The sequence below is a fragment of the Pseudomonas sp. TUM25319 genome (assembly GCF_056388475.1).
The window spans coordinates 6,194,896-6,208,506 of record NZ_CM150751.1 but is presented as its reverse complement, the minus strand read 5'-3'; the positions used below and the strand labels follow the sequence as shown (position 1 = coordinate 6,208,506).

At 64.1% G+C, this 13,611-nt stretch carries 11 protein-coding genes and 2 pseudogenes; 7 read left to right on the top strand and 6 right to left on the bottom strand.

Features of this window, described 5'->3' with window-relative positions:
* Positions 1-92: 92 nt before the first annotated feature.
* On the bottom strand, positions 93-1,007 hold the full coding sequence (locus AC05QJ_RS28015) for a histone deacetylase family protein (RefSeq protein ID WP_476744451.1): 915 nt from the start codon (positions 1,005-1,007) through the stop codon (positions 93-95).
* A 138-nt stretch (positions 1,008-1,145) separates the two neighbouring features.
* On the opposite strand from AC05QJ_RS28015, the gene AC05QJ_RS28010 reads away from it, so the two are divergent.
* From AC05QJ_RS28010 to AC05QJ_RS28000, 3 genes are all read left to right on the top strand, one after another.
* Positions 1,146-1,715 carry a GNAT family N-acetyltransferase gene (locus AC05QJ_RS28010; protein WP_476744450.1) on the top strand — a complete coding sequence of 190 codons (570 nt, stop codon included), beginning with the start codon at positions 1,146-1,148 and terminating at the stop codon, positions 1,713-1,715.
* Positions 1,716-1,790: 75 nt separating this feature from the next.
* Positions 1,791-2,660, top strand: coding sequence for an acyl-CoA thioesterase II (gene tesB / locus AC05QJ_RS28005; protein ID WP_476744449.1), 870 nt, complete (start codon positions 1,791-1,793; stop codon positions 2,658-2,660).
* Entirely contained in the window at positions 2,657-3,250 is a 594-nt protein-coding gene (locus AC05QJ_RS28000; protein WP_476744448.1) for an HAD family hydrolase, read from the top strand. The genes tesB and AC05QJ_RS28000 overlap by 4 nt, the downstream gene beginning before the upstream one ends.
* Positions 3,251-3,444: 194 nt before the next feature.
* Here the strand turns inward: AC05QJ_RS28000 and AC05QJ_RS27995 are convergent, their stop codons facing one another.
* From AC05QJ_RS27995 to AC05QJ_RS27985, 3 genes and pseudogenes are all read right to left on the bottom strand, one after another.
* Positions 3,445-5,919: a TonB-dependent siderophore receptor gene (locus tag AC05QJ_RS27995; RefSeq protein ID WP_476744447.1), complete on the bottom strand. Its 2,475-nt coding sequence runs from the start codon at positions 5,917-5,919 to the stop codon at positions 3,445-3,447.
* Between the two features lie 105 nt (positions 5,920-6,024).
* Entirely contained in the window at positions 6,025-6,972 is a 948-nt protein-coding gene (locus AC05QJ_RS27990; protein WP_476744446.1) for a FecR domain-containing protein, read from the bottom strand.
* A 1-nt stretch (position 6,973) separates the two neighbouring features.
* A pseudogene (locus tag AC05QJ_RS27985) lies at positions 6,974-7,475 on the bottom strand (sigma-70 family RNA polymerase sigma factor).
* 143 nt (positions 7,476-7,618) lie between these two features.
* Here AC05QJ_RS27985 and AC05QJ_RS27980 point away from each other — a divergent pair.
* On the top strand, positions 7,619-8,626 hold the full coding sequence (locus tag AC05QJ_RS27980) for a zinc-dependent alcohol dehydrogenase family protein (protein WP_476744445.1): 1,008 nt from the start codon (positions 7,619-7,621) through the stop codon (positions 8,624-8,626).
* A 63-nt stretch (positions 8,627-8,689) separates the two neighbouring features.
* Here AC05QJ_RS27980 and AC05QJ_RS27975 read toward each other — a convergent pair whose 3' ends face one another.
* Positions 8,690-10,897, bottom strand: coding sequence for a TonB-dependent receptor (locus AC05QJ_RS27975; RefSeq protein WP_476744444.1), 2,208 nt, complete (start codon positions 10,895-10,897; stop codon positions 8,690-8,692).
* 281 nt (positions 10,898-11,178) lie between these two features.
* Here AC05QJ_RS27975 and AC05QJ_RS27970 point away from each other — a divergent pair, with 281 nt between their 5' ends.
* Positions 11,179-11,391 (top strand): PLD nuclease N-terminal domain-containing protein, encoded by a 213-nt coding sequence (locus AC05QJ_RS27970; protein ID WP_476744443.1) that lies wholly within the window; start codon positions 11,179-11,181, stop codon positions 11,389-11,391.
* A gap of 46 nt (positions 11,392-11,437) precedes the next feature.
* Here AC05QJ_RS27970 and AC05QJ_RS27965 read toward each other — a convergent pair whose 3' ends face one another.
* Positions 11,438-12,052 (bottom strand): LysE family translocator, encoded by a 615-nt coding sequence (locus AC05QJ_RS27965; RefSeq protein WP_476744442.1) that lies wholly within the window; start codon positions 12,050-12,052, stop codon positions 11,438-11,440.
* A 111-nt stretch (positions 12,053-12,163) separates the two neighbouring features.
* Here AC05QJ_RS27965 and AC05QJ_RS27960 point away from each other — a divergent pair, with 111 nt between their 5' ends.
* Both AC05QJ_RS27960 and AC05QJ_RS27955 read left to right on the top strand, forming a co-directional pair.
* Positions 12,164-12,616 carry an Lrp/AsnC family transcriptional regulator gene (locus AC05QJ_RS27960; protein ID WP_476744441.1) on the top strand — a complete coding sequence of 151 codons (453 nt, stop codon included), beginning with the start codon at positions 12,164-12,166 and terminating at the stop codon, positions 12,614-12,616.
* Between the two features lie 134 nt (positions 12,617-12,750).
* A pseudogene (locus AC05QJ_RS27955) lies at positions 12,751-13,551 on the top strand (PDDEXK nuclease domain-containing protein); the annotation flags it as partial.
* Between the last annotated feature and the right edge of the window lie 60 nt (positions 13,552-13,611).

The following is a 13,611-nucleotide window of genomic DNA, read 5'->3' as shown; positions in this document are numbered from 1 at the left end:
GCACTGAACAAAAAATGATCAGCTGCCGCTCGGGCCCGGTTTCAAAGGGCGAAACGGGCTTTCACGCAGGTTATCCACAAGCGGTTCCACAGTCATTGTGGGTAATCCAGCACCCGTTGCGCGCTGTGATGAAGAATGCCGTGGCGGCGGGCGAGGGCTTCGCGGTCCTTGCTGTAGCCGCCGCCGATCACCCCGACCACCGGGATATCGCGGCCCAGGCAATGGCGCAGCACGCAGGTATCGCGGGCGGCCACGCCTTCATCGGTGAGCTGCAGGTAGCCAAGGGCGTCGTCCTTGTGCACATCGACGCCGGCGTCGTACAGCACAAGGTCCGGCTGGTAGAGCGGCAGCAGGTAGTTCAGGGCATCGTCCACCACCTTCAGGTACTCGGCGTCGCCCATGCCGCGGTGCAGCGGAATGTCCCAGTCGCTGCGGGCCTTGCGGGCGGGGAAGTTCTGTTCGCAGTGCAGCGACACGGTGATGGCGTCCGGCGTGTGTTCGAGGATCCGCGCGGTGCCGTCGCCCTGGTGCACGTCGCAATCGAAGATCAGCACCCGGTGCACCCGCCCGGCTTCCAGCAAGTAATGGCTGATCACCGCCAGGTCGTTGAAGATGCAGAAGCCCGCCGGGTGGTCGTAGTGGGCGTGATGGGTGCCGCCGGCCAGATGACAGGCGATGCCGTGTTGCAGCGCCAGTTCCGCCGCCAGCAGCGAGCCGCCCACCGCCCGCACGGTGCGTCGGGCTAGGGCTTCGCTCCAGGGCAGGCCGAGGCGGCGCTGGTCCTCGCGGGACAGCTCGCCGTTCATGTAGCGCTCGATATAGTCGCGGTCGTGAGCCAGGGCGAGGATGTCGTTGGGGCAGATGTCCGGGCGCAGCAGGGCGTCGTCGGTGGTCAGGCCACTGGCGATCAAGTGGTCGTGCAGCAGACGGAACTTGTCCATGGGAAAGCGGTGTTCCGGCGGGAATTCCGGGCTGTAGTCGTCGTGATAGACAAGAGGCAGGCGCATGGTCGATCCGCAGGTGGAGATCGGGCGATCTTGCCAGTTGCCCGGCGAACTGCGCCAGCGTCGACCGATGATGGCCATGCAGGGCCAGCATTGCCTGCCTACGCTGTAGACTGCGAGGCCGTGAATTCTGGAGCCCTGATGAAGCCGATACTCGAACTGGAAAGTGCGCGGCTGGTGCTGCGCCAGTGGCAGGATGACGACCTGAAGGAATTCGCCGCTTTGTGCGCCGACCCACAGGTGATGCGCTACTTCCCCGCGCCGCTGACCCGGCTGGAAAGTGCGGCGCTGATCGGGCGCATCCGCGGGCATTTCGCCGAATACGGGTTCGGCCTGTGGGCGCTGGAGCGCAAGGACACCGGCGCCTTCATCGGCATGACCGGGCTGCTGCATGTGGGATTCGACGCCGATTTCACCCCGGCGGTGGAAATCGGCTGGCGCCTGGCGCGCCGTCACTGGGGCCTTGGCTTCGCCAGCGAGGCGGCCTGGACCTGTCTGCGTTGCGGCTTCGCCCAGCTCGGCTTGCAGGAAGTGGTGTCCTTCACCAGCCGCGACAACCTGGCGTCACAGAAGGTGATGCAGGCCATCGGCATGCAGGCCGACCCCGGCAGCGATTTCGACCATCCGAAACTGCCGGCCGATCATCCGCTGCGCCCGCATGTGCTGTACCGGATCGATCGCAGTCAGTGGCAGGCCACCCTGCGTGGCTGAATCAGCGAACATACGGGCCACCAATGACAGATCCTGTATCATTTGCCCCCTGCGCCCTGCTTTGGAGAATCTCGAATGAGCCACGTGTTGGACGATCTGGTCGATCTGTTGAGTCTGGAAGCGATCGAGGAAAACCTCTTTCGCGGCCGTAGCCAGGACCTGGGTTTCCGCCAGCTCTACGGTGGCCAGGTGCTCGGCCAGTCGCTGTCGGCGGCGAGCCAGACGGTAGAGGAGGCGCGTCATGTGCACTCCCTGCACGGCTATTTCCTGCGGCCGGGCGACGCCACCATGCCGGTGGTCTACTCGGTGGACCGCGTGCGCGATGGCGGCAGCTTCAGCACCCGTCGGGTGACGGCGATCCAGAAGGGCAACCCGATCTTCACCTGCAGCGCCTCGTTCCAGTACGACGAGGAAGGTTTCGAGCACCAGGGCCAGATGCCCGAAGTGGTCGGCCCGGAAAACCTGCCGTCGGAAGTGGAGCTGGCCCAGGCCATGGCCGACCATCTGCCGGAACATATCCGCGACAAGCTGCTGTGCGCCAAGCCGATCGAAGTGCGTCCGGTGACCGAGAAGGACCCCTTCAACCCCAAGCCCGGCGATCCGGTGAAGTACGCCTGGTTCCGCGCCGACGGCAACCTGCCGGACTCTCCGGCGCTGCACAAGTACATGCTTGCCTATGCGTCGGACTTCGGTCTGCTGACCACTTCGCTGATGCCCCATGGCAAGTCGGTCTGGCACAAGGACATGCAGATCGCCAGCCTCGACCACGCGCTGTGGTTCCATGCCAACCTGCGTGCGGACGAGTGGCTGCTGTACGCCATGGACAGTCCATGGGCCGGCAATGGTCGTGGCTTCTCCCGCGGCAGCATCTTCAACCGTGCCGGGCAACTGGTGGCGTCGTCCTGCCAGGAAGGCCTGATCCGTCATCGCAAGGACTGGGCATGAGCCTGACCGACATTCGCCACTGGGTGTTCGACATGGACGGCACCCTGACGGTCGCCGTGCATGACTTCGCGGCGATCCGCGTGGCCCTGAACATTCCTGCCGAGGACGATATCCTCACCCATCTGGCGGCATTGCCGGCGGACGAGGCGGCAGCCAAGCACGCCTGGCTGCTGGAGCACGAGCGCGACCTGGCGATCGCCTCGAAGCCGGCGGACGGCGCGGTGGAACTGGTGCGGGAACTGGCCGGGCGCGGTTATCGGCTCGGCATCCTTACCCGCAATGCGCGGGAGCTGGCTCATGTGACGCTGGAAGCCATCGGCCTGGCGGACTGCTTCCCGGTGGAGCACATCCTTGGCCGGGACGAAGCGCCGCCGAAGCCGCATCCGGGTGGCCTGTTGAAACTGGCCGACGCCTGGGATGTGGCGCCGGCGCGGATGGTGATGGTGGGTGACTACCGCTTCGACCTCGATTGCGGCCGCGCTGCCGGCACCCGCACCGTGCTGGTGAACCTGCCGGACAACCCCTGGCCGGAGCTGACCGACTGGCATGCGGCGGATTGCCGGGCGTTGCAGAAACTGCTGGGTCACTAAGTGCCTCATCTCCCGGAAGGGGGGCAGCGTGGCCAGGTTCATTGCCTGGCTCGAAGCATGTGGGAGCGGCTTCAGCCGCGAACGGCGGCAAAGCCGTCGTAAAACCTGAATCCCCGATCAACCTGACACACCCGGGACACATGCTTTGTGGCCGCTGCGCGCCCAATCGCGGCTGAAGCCGCTCCCACGATGGCTCAGAACTCCCAGCGCGTCGTCACCATCAGGTTGCGCGGCTCGCCGTACCAGGTGGTGTCGAAGTTCCCCAGTCCGCTCAGGTAGCGCTTGTCGAACACGTTGTTGGCATTGAGCGTGACGCTCAGGTGCTCGTCATGCTGGTAGCGGGTCATCAGGTCCACCAGGGTGTAGCCGCCTTGCTTGATGCGGCTGTAGTCGTTGAGCACCGGGTGCCAGATGTTGCCGTAGAACGCACTCTGCCAGTTGACCCCACCGCCCACGGTGACCTTTTCCAGTGCCCCGGGGAGCCGATAGGTGCTGAACAGGCGAACCAGGTGCTCGGGTTTGGTGGTGGTCATCGGGAAGCCGAAGATGCGTTGCTCGTCGGCGTCGCGGGTGCGGGCGTAGGTGTAGCCGGCACTGATGTTCCAGCCCTCCAGCGGTTCGCCCGCCACTTCCAGCTCCAGGCCCTTGGTGGTGGCGCCTTCGATGGCCCTGTAGATGCCTTCGTTGGTCACCGGGTTGGTGCCGATCGACTCCGCGACGTTGTCCTGTTCGATGCGGAACAGCGCCAGGCTGGCGTTCAGCTTGCCGCCGAGGAACGCGGCCTTGAGGCCGGTTTCGTAGCTGTCGCCTTCCACCGGGGCGAGGGTTGCGCCGTTGGCATCCTTGTTGGTCTGCGGCTGGTAGATCGAGGTGTAGCTGGCGTACACCGACCAGGTGTCGTCCAGGTCATAGACCACCCCGGCGTAGGGCGTGACCACGCCGTGTTCCTTGTAGCTGGCCTGACTGTCCGGGAACGACGGGTTGAGGCCGTCGTAGTCGTAGTCATCGTCGTACTTGAAGGTGCTGACCCGGGTGCCGAGGATCAGCGACAGGTCGTCGGCAGGTTTCAGGCGGGTCGCGATGTAGGCGCCGTTCTGGCGTTTGTTCTGTTCGTACTTGCCGTTCTTCGGGAAGACCGGACGCTCGATGTCGCCCCGCCAGTCGTAGATGCTGTCGGGGACCATGGCGAACAGGCTGGTGTCGTAGGTGGCGCCGGTCTGGCGTGAGGCTGAACTGTTGAAACCCACCACCAGATCATGCTCGCGGCCGAACAGGCTGAACGGCCCGGAAAGGCTCAGGTCGGCGCTGTTCTGCACGCGGTGGCCTTCCCAGCGTCCCCAGTAGAAGAACATGCCTTCGCCCGTGGCGCGGTCGGGGTTGCCGCCGCTGGCCGAGGCCAGGCGGGTGTCGTGGTCGGACTGCAACTGGTTGAGGCTGAGCTTGAGCGTCCAGTCGTTGGCCAGGGCCTGCTCCAGGCTGGCGAAGTAGGTACGGCTCTGGAAGTCGCGGCGGCTCCAGTCGGCACCGGGGTTGAAGGAGCGGGAAAAGTCGGTGCGCCCGCCATCGGCGAAGTACACCGGATTGCCGGTCCAGGAGGTGCCGCGGGGTGTGGTGGTCTGCTGGTCGATACCGACGGTGAGCAGGGTGTCCGGGCTGAGGTCGGCTTCGAGGATGCCGTACCAGACGTCCTTGTTCATCTGGTAGTGATCCTGGTTGCCCTGGCGGTCCTGCCTGGCGCCGACGAAGCGGCCGCGCAGGCTGCCCGAATCGTTGAGCGGCCCGGAGATGTCGCCTTCGCCCCGGTAGTTGTCCCAGGAGCCGGCGCTGCCGGTCAGTGAGGCCTGGAACTGCGCGGTGGGCTTCTTGCGGATCAGGTTGACGGTGGCCGAAGGGTCGCCCGAGCCGGTCATCAGGCCGGTGGCGCCCTTGAGCACTTCGACGCGGTCGTAGGTGGCCATGTCGACGTGGGTGATGCCTTCGTTGTAGACCCCGTCGTAGACCGTGTTGACGCCGTCGTACTGGTAGTTGGTGATGACCGCGCCACGGCTGGAGAACTCGGTGCGTTCGCTGTCGTAGGCCTGCGCGGAGATGCCGGGTGTGGTGCGCAGCACATCGGCGATGTTCTTGGCGCCGTGGTCGTCGATCTGCTGGCGGGTGACCACAGTCACCGACTGCGGGGTTTCGCGGATCGACAGCGGCAGTTTGGTCGCGGTGCGGGTCACGCCGGTGGTGTAGCTGCCGGAGTGCTCGGTGGTTTCGCCGAGAAACTGGGCGTCGATACTGGTGGCGCCCAGTTCTACGGCGCCCTCGTTGCCGGCCGGTACCAGCACATAGCCGCCGTTGCCCAGGCGCTGGGCGCGCAGGCCACTACCGGAAAGCAGGCGCGCCAGTCCTTCGTCGACGCTGTAGTTGCCTTGCAGGCCTGCGGACTGGCGGCCCTGGGTCTGGCGGGCGTCGAAGGTCAGGGTGATGCCGGCGCGGGTGGCGAACAGGCTCAGGGTCGTGCCCAGCGGTCCTGCGGCAATCTGGAACTGCTGGGTGGCTGCTTGCGCCATGGCCTGGCCGGGCAGGGTGGTCAGCAGCGGCAGCGAGACCATCGGCAGGCCGAACAGGGCCAGGCGGACGGCACGAACCAGAGGGATGGATGCTCGCGGGAAGAACGGGGGCATGCGGTGTTCCTTTTCGGTGACGGGCAGAAGGCAGCTCTGAAGGCCGCGTTATGTCCGTAGCCGTTTTGCCGATGAAAAATGGCCACCCCCGTGACGCATTTATTTTCAGGCGGCTTCGATGCTTACCCAGTAGCGGGTCAGGTAGCGCACCTTGACCGGCAGTGCAGCGCCGAGGTTTTCCAGCAGGGTGTCGGTGTCGTCGAGGGGGAAGGCGCCGGACAGGCGCAGGTCGGCGACGCGCTCGTCACAGCGCACGACGCCGTGGCGGTAACGACGCAGCTCGCTGACGAAGTCGGCGAGGCGCCACTCGATCACGGTCAGCATGCCCTGGGTCCAGGCATCGGCGCCCGGTGCTACGGCGCTGACCGGGGCGATGTGCTGGCTGTTGAAACGCACGCTTTGTCCGGTTTCCAGGCGCAGGGCGAGTTGCGGCTGGTCTTGCGGACGGATCTCCACCGCGTGCTGCTGCACGCTGACCTGGCAACTGCCCTCGTCGCTGCGCACGCAGAAGCGCGTGCCGAGGGCGCGGATGCGGCCTTCGCGGGTGAGCACGGTAAAGGGCCGGGCGCGGGGATCGCTGGCGGTCTGCACGCTGATCTCGCCGTGGTGCAGGCGCAGCAGGCGCTGCTGACCGTCGTAGTGGATGTCCAGCGCGCTGTCGGTGTTGACCTGCAACTGGCTGCCATCGGCGAGGGTGATGCGGCGCCGCTCGCCTTTGCCGGTGCGCATGTCGGCCAGCAGCGCCTGGCCGGTGGCGCTGTCGCGGGCGACCCAGCCGCTGGCGCCGACCGTCAGCAACAGGGCAAGGGTCTTGAGGACAGCGCGGCGGCGGGCGCGGGCGCCGGCCAGGGTAGGCAGTGCCACTTCCGCCGGCAGTCGGCCCATCTGTGCCTGGACCTTCTCCACCCGCGCCCAGGCCCGGGCATTGACCGGATGCTGGCCCAGCCAGTCCTGCCAGGATTTGAGCAGGGCCTCGCTGGGCGTTCCGGCGTTGAGCTGGACGTACCAGTGGGCGGCGGCTTCGAGGGTGTGCAGTTCCAGCGGCTGGGCCATATCAATCTTCCGTGAGCAGCAGGCAATGGGTCATGGCGCGGGCCAGGTGCTTCTTCACCGTGTTCAGCGACACCCCCCACGCGTTCGGCGGCGGCGCTGTAACTCAACCCTTCCAGTTGCACCGCGAGGAAGATCCGCCGGGTGCGTTCGCCCAGCCCATCCAGCAAGGTGTCCACTGCTACCAGGGTTTCCAGGATCATCACCCGGGTTTCCGGCGAATCGACAGTCTGTTCGGGGCGAGCGGCCAGCTCGGCCAGATAGGCCTGCTCCACGGCGCGGCGGCGAAACCTGTCGACCATCAACGCGTGGGCGATGGAGCCCAGGTAGCTTCGCGGCTCGCGAATGCTCTCGGCGTTGCGGGCGTTGAGCACGCGGATGAAAGTGTCCTGGGCCAGGTCCGCAGCATCGCTGGCGTTGCCCAGGCGGGTGCGCAGCCAGTTCTTCAACCAGCCGTTGTGTTCGCTGTAGAGGGCATGCAGGGCAGCGTGTTCGGAAGTGGGCATGGCGGGCTGGAGAGGTAATTGATAATTAGTCGCAATATTGTGGTCTGTTGGTCGAATCTGCAAGCGGGTCTGCTTGACCACCCCGCGACTCGGGCCAAGACTTGCCGATTGTTCCTTCGCAGCGGCTCGATTCAGGAGAAGTCATGAGCAAGGCCATTTACGTTCAACCCGGTGGCGGCTACGACAAGGTCGGCCTGGGTATTGCCGAAGCGCCAGCCCCGCAGGCCGGCCAGATCACCGTGCGCCTGCACGCCAATTCCCTCAACTATCACGACTTCGCGGTGGTCAGCGGTGCCTGGGGGCCCACCGAGCCGCGCATTCCCATGGCCGATGGCGCCGGCGAGGTGATCGCGGTCGGCGGGGGCGTCAGCGAATTCGCCGTGGGCGATTCGGTGGTCAGCACCTTCTTCCCCGACTGGCTGGATGGCGAGCCGCAGGTGGAAGGTTTCGCCACGGTGCCCGGTGATGGCATCGACGGCTATGCGCGGGAAGTGGTGACGGCACGGGCGACCTCCTTCACTCGTGCACCGAAGGGCTACAGCCACGCCGAGGCGTCGACCCTGACCACCGCCGGCCTGACTGCCTGGCGCTCGCTGATGGACGACGGCGGGCTCAAACCCGGAGATTCGGTACTGGTGCAGGGCACTGGCGGTGTGTCGATCTTTGCTTTGCAGTTTGCCAAGCTGGCGGGCGCGACCGTGATCGCCACCTCGTCCAGCGACGAGAAACTGGAGCGGCTCAAGGCGTTGGGGGCCGATGAAGTGATCAACTACCGCAGCACGCCGAACTGGGGCGAGAAGGTGCGGGCGTTGACGGATAACCGTGGGGTCGATCATGTGATCGAAGTGGGTGGGCCGGCGACTCTTGAGCAGTCGATGATCGCGGCGAAGATTGGCGGGCATATCGCGCTGATCGGCATCCTCACCGGCGTTGCCGGGCAGTTGCCGCTGGTACAGGCGCTGGTGCGGCAGATTCGCCTGCAGGGCGTGCTGGTGGGCAGTCGTGCGCAGCAGCAGGCGATGATCCGGGCGATCGATGCCAATGGCCTGCGACCGGTGATCGACAAGGCGTTCGAACTGGAGCAGATCGTCGAGGCGTTCCGGTATCAGGAAAGCAACCGGCACTTTGGCAAGATCTGCCTGAGTTTCTGAGGCCGTCATCGCGGGCACGCCAGCTCCACAGTGGCGCCGGCGTGCCCGCGATGCGGTGCTCAATCAGAACGCATAGGTCGCCGACAGGATCGCCGACCGCGCATCGCCATACTCGATGGCCGACGAACGCGCCGTGGTGCCGTTCTGCTGGCGTACACGCTCGACGTAGTCCTTGTCGAACAGGTTGTTGACGTTCAACTGCAGGTCCAGGTTGTCGTTGACCTTGTAGGCGACCATGGCGTTGTGCACCCAGTAGTCGTCCAGTTTGGCAGTGGTGCTGGAGGTGACATTGCGTTCGCTGACATAGCGGGCGCCGTAGCCCAGGGTCCAGCCGGCCGGCAACTGGTAGGTGGTCCACAGGTTGAGCGAGCGCGGCGGGGTGTTGCCCAGTGCCTGGCCTTCACGGGCGATACCGGCGGCAGTGTTGGCAGCCTTGAGGGTTTCGCTGTCGAGGAAGGTGTAGTTGGCGAACACGTCCCACTGACGGGTGATGTGACCGGTCACGCCCACTTCCACGCCCTGTACGCGCTGCTTGCCGGCCAGTTGGGTCGAGCCGTCGGCCATGGTTTCGCGGGCGTTGTCCTTGGTCACGCGGAACACGGCGGCGTCCAGTTCCAGGCGCTTGTCCAGCAGTTCCCACTTGGTGCCCAGTTCCCAGGTCTCGTTTTTCTCGGGCGACAGGTTCTCGGTAGCCGCACTCAGGCCGCCACCGCTGGAGGCCAGGCTTTCGGCGGACGGGTTGAACGAGTTACCCCAGGCCAGGTAGATCCGGCCGTTCTCGGCCGGCTTGTACACCAGGCCGGCGCGACCGCTGAGTTTTTCGTCACGGGATTCGAAGCTGGAGGTTTTGACGTGGGCGGCGGAATAGCCGTCGGCCTCGCCCTCGAAGTTGTCGTAGCGCAGGCCCAGGTTCAGGTCCCACTGCTCGTGCAGGGCGATGGTATCGAAGACGTACAGCGCCTTGTTGGTCAGCTCGGTCTCGGTGTAGCCGCTGACGATCTTCGGTGCCGGGCCGTTCCAGTGGCCGGGCGGGTTGCTCAGGTCGTAGCCGGTACTTGGGTAGAGCGCGGTGCCCAGGCCGTGGTTGTAAGTGGTCAGGTCCATGGTCTCGCGGGAGATTTCCGCACCCACCACCAGGTCGTGGCGCATGCCCAGCACGTCGAAGTTGCCGATCAGGTTGGTCTGGTTGATCCACATTTCGGTGGTGGCGTCGCGGCCGTAGCCTTGTGGGCCGGCTGGCAGGTAGCGCCCGGCTGGCAGGCCGGTGGTGTTGACGTGGGACGCCGATACGGTGGTGTCGCGATCGATGCGGCTGTAGCGGGTCAGGTTCTGCAGGCGCAGGTTGTCGTTGAAATCGTGCTCGAGGTTGGCGGTGAGGGAGCTCTGCTCGATCTCTTCCTTGTCGAGGTTCTTCCAGCCGAAGTAGCTTTCGCGATCGACGCCGGCCAGCTTCTTGCCGTCCAGGGCCGGGACACCGTAGTCCGGCAGGTTGTCGTCCTTCTGGTGGAAGGCGCTGAGGGTCAGGCGCGTCGATTCGCTCAGGCCCAGGCGCAGGGACGGGGCGATACCGTAGCGTTCGCGGTCGATTTCATCGCGCCCGGCGACGTCGTTCTGATGGCCCATGAGGTTGATACGGAACGCACTGTCATGACCCACGCCTTCCAGCGGCTGGTTGCTGTCGAGGGTCATGCGGTAGTAGCTGTCGGTACCGATGCTGCCGCCCAGACGGGTGAAGGCCTGGTCTTTCGGCGTCTTGCTGATCACGTTGATACTGCCGCCGGTGGTGCCGGCGCCGCCGAACACCGAGTTCGGGCCTTTGATGACCTCGACCTGCTCGATGTTGAACGTGTCGGTACGGCTGGTCTGGGCGCTGTCGCGCAGGCCGTCGATCTGGATGTTGCTGTTGGCCGAGAAGCCGCGGATGTTGATGCTGTCACCGGAGCCGCCGCCGCCTTCGCCGGCGTTGAAGGTGATACCGGAAACGTTCGACAGCACCTGGCGCAGGCTCAGGGCCTGTTGCTCCTGAATCACCTTCGGCGGGACCACGGTGATGGTCTGCGGCGTGTCGAGCAGCGGCGCGGTGTACTTGGCCGAGGCCGATTGCTCGGTGCGCGAACCGGAGTCCTGTTCGGCCTGGACCTTCAGGCTGTCCAGTTCGACGGCTTTTTTCTGCTCGGCCAGCGCGAGGCTGGTGGAGGAGGCGACAGCAATCCCGATGGCGGTGGCCAGCAGACGACGAGGAGGCAAGGCAGAGGTGCTGTTTTTGTTCATGAGAATCGTTCCCTGTTGAGAGTGGGGCGGATTCTAATTACGAAATTTTCACAATTACAAATAATTTACAATTCTACTTGTAAGCAGAGTTTGGATCCAACATCGGTCAATTTCCGTGAATGGGTCGTTATCGTGAGATCGTGCTGAGATTGGCTGGGAAGTGGGAGTTGACGAGGTGAGAAAAGTGGAGACCGTGCTGCAGGCATTTTCCGGCGTTAAATTGGAATGAACCCTCTGGCGCTGGCCTCACCTAACGTGAACAGCCAAACGGGAGACAGCCTATGGAACACGGACCTCTGTGGATAACGCTGGCGGTGCTGCTCGCGCTGCTGGAAGTCTGGGCGATCAAGCGCATCATCGGCAGCCCGGCGCGGGCGGAGAACAAGATGATGTGGATTCTGTTCGTGGTCTTCGTGCCGGTCATCGGCCTGGTGGTGTGGGGAATGACCGGGCCCAAGTCGCGTCCTGGTGTGCCGTTGTCCAAGGAGGGTTGAGCACGGCGCCATTCGGGCACCGCACAGGTGCCCACGCCTCCATCGTTCAGGCCAGCAAGCGGTCCGCCAACAGTGCCAGGGCGATAGCGATCATCGCCGCGCCGGACAGGCGGCTGACCGTACGCGCCGCCGCTGGGCGGGTCTGCAGGACACTGCGGGCGCTGAATCCGACCATCAGGTAGATGATCGCGCAGCTCACCGCATGGAGCAGACCAAGGGCGATGATCTGGGTTGCCAGTGGCCAGGTGGACAGCGGATCGGTGAACTGGGGCAGCAGGGCCAGGAACAGCAGGAACACCTTCGGATTCAGCCCGCTGACGAAAAAGCCCTTGAGTGCCCAGCGCGACCATGAGTCCGCGCTCTGTGTTCCGGCCTCGGGGGTTGAGGGGCGCAACAGCAGGTTGATCCCCATCCACAGCAGATAGATCGCGCCGGCGATGGTCATCACCGACAGCGCTACCGGATTGCTCGCCAGCAACGCCCCGGCCCCGGCGGCGACCACCAGGGTCGCCAGCAGATGCCCCGACAACAGCCCCGCCACGGCCGGCACCACCCAGCGCCCGCGGATCCCCGCAGAGATCACGTAGGCCCAGTCCAGCCCCGGCGTGATCACGAACAACAACGACACCGCCCAGAACGCGGCGAGCACACTGACAGTCACTTTAAAGGCTCCGGTTTTTCTGAAGAATTCATCAGAAGAATACGGATGCGCTGTCGGGATTATCTTTCGTATATGCTGGCTGCTCGCCAATGATGTGGAAGATTTTTCCGAATGGATCGTATTGACAGAAAGATTCTTGCCGAGCTGCAGCGCGATGGCCGGCAGTCCCTGACCGAACTGGCCGATCGCGTGGGTCTCAGCCTGTCGCCGTGCCATCGACGGGTGCGGGCCATGGAAGAGTCCGGGGTAATCCAGGGCTATCGCGCCTACCTGTCGCCCACCGAGTTGGGGCTGAACTTCTCTGCCATTGTCTTCGTCACCTTGCGCGAGGGGCATCAACAGGCGGTGCAGGCGTTCGAGGCGGCGCTGCCGGAAATTCCGCAGATCCTCGAAGCCCAGCGTCTGTTCGGTGATCCGGATTACCTGTTGCGGGTCGTCACCCGCGACCTGCCGGCGTTCCAGCAACTCTACGACGAGCACCTGGCGCGCCTGCCCAATGTGCAGCGGCTGAGTTCGACGCTGGTGATGAAGCAGGTGATTCAGGATCGGCCGTTGCCGGTGTGAGAGGCGCAGTTGCGAGCCGCAAGCTGCAAGCTTCAAGAAAGAGCGGTCCGGGCTGTTCTTGAAGGCTTGTTTCAAGCTGTAAGTCACGCGGCAGTTGCTCTTGCTTTCAGCTTGCAGCTTAAAACTTGCCACTCTTCACCAGTCGTAACCTGTTTCGTATGCGGCAGTTCTACGAGACCTACCGCAGTGATGAAAAAATGTCAGCACTGCTGACACAAATTCCCTAGGCGCAGAATCTCATCATTCTTAGCCAGAGCAAGCTGCCGGAGGAGCGTGAGTTCTACCTACGCATGGTCATACAGGAAAAATGGTCCAAGCGAGCCCTCGAGCGGCAGTTCAAGGCGGGCCTTTTCGAGCGTAGCGTATTGTCTTCCGCAAAAGTGACACCAGTGGTGTCACAAACTCATCCCGGAGTGATGGACGTCTTTCGTGACGCCTACATGGTCGAGTTTCTCGACCTTCCGGGGGCTCACGCAGAGAGCGATCTGCATCAAGGATTGCTGGCGAGACTCAAGGACTTTCTGATCGAGCTTGGACGTGACTTCTGCTTCGCGGGTTCCGAGTTTCCTATCCAGGTAGGCGGCCGGGATTTTGCCCTCGATCTGCTGTTTTTCCATCGCGGGCTCAATTGTCTGGTCGCAATCGAGTTGAAGGTGGGACGTTTCGAGCCCGAGTATCTGGGCAAGCTTGGTTTCTATCTGGAGGCCTTGGACCGGGATGAGCGCAAAGGCCATGAGAATCCTGCGATCGGGGTGTTACTGTGCGCCAACAAGGACGATGAAGTGGTGGAGTACGCACTCAATCGTTCGTTGTCTCCTGCCTTGATTGCGGAATATCAAACCCGGCTCCCGGACAAGGCCTTGCTGCAGGCCAAGCTGCACGAGTTCTACGCAATGAACGCCATTGGCCTGAATGGGAAGGACTTGGAAGAGTGACATGCCCATTGGCAGGCCACGCCATGCAACGACCACCCCGATTCGCTGTTACTTGCAGCT

Bases quoted from the DNA above. Each gene is read 5' to 3' on its own strand.
- AC05QJ_RS28015 (WP_476744451.1), bottom strand. From the start codon at position 1,007: ATGCGCCTGCCTCTTGTCTATCACGACGACTACAGCCCGGAATTCCCG.
- AC05QJ_RS28010 (WP_476744450.1), top strand. From the start codon at position 1,146: ATGAAGCCGATACTCGAACTGGAAAGTGCGCGGCTGGTGCTGCGCCAG.
- tesB (WP_476744449.1), top strand. From the start codon at position 1,791: ATGAGCCACGTGTTGGACGATCTGGTCGATCTGTTGAGTCTGGAAGCG.
- AC05QJ_RS28000 (WP_476744448.1), top strand. From the start codon at position 2,657: ATGAGCCTGACCGACATTCGCCACTGGGTGTTCGACATGGACGGCACC.
- AC05QJ_RS27995 (WP_476744447.1), bottom strand. From the start codon at position 5,919: ATGCCCCCGTTCTTCCCGCGAGCATCCATCCCTCTGGTTCGTGCCGTC.
- AC05QJ_RS27990 (WP_476744446.1), bottom strand. From the start codon at position 6,972: ATGGCCCAGCCGCTGGAACTGCACACCCTCGAAGCCGCCGCCCACTGG.
- AC05QJ_RS27980 (WP_476744445.1), top strand. From the start codon at position 7,619: ATGAGCAAGGCCATTTACGTTCAACCCGGTGGCGGCTACGACAAGGTC.
- AC05QJ_RS27975 (WP_476744444.1), bottom strand. From the start codon at position 10,897: ATGAACAAAAACAGCACCTCTGCCTTGCCTCCTCGTCGTCTGCTGGCC.
- AC05QJ_RS27970 (WP_476744443.1), top strand. From the start codon at position 11,179: ATGGAACACGGACCTCTGTGGATAACGCTGGCGGTGCTGCTCGCGCTG.
- AC05QJ_RS27960 (WP_476744441.1), top strand. From the start codon at position 12,164: ATGGATCGTATTGACAGAAAGATTCTTGCCGAGCTGCAGCGCGATGGC.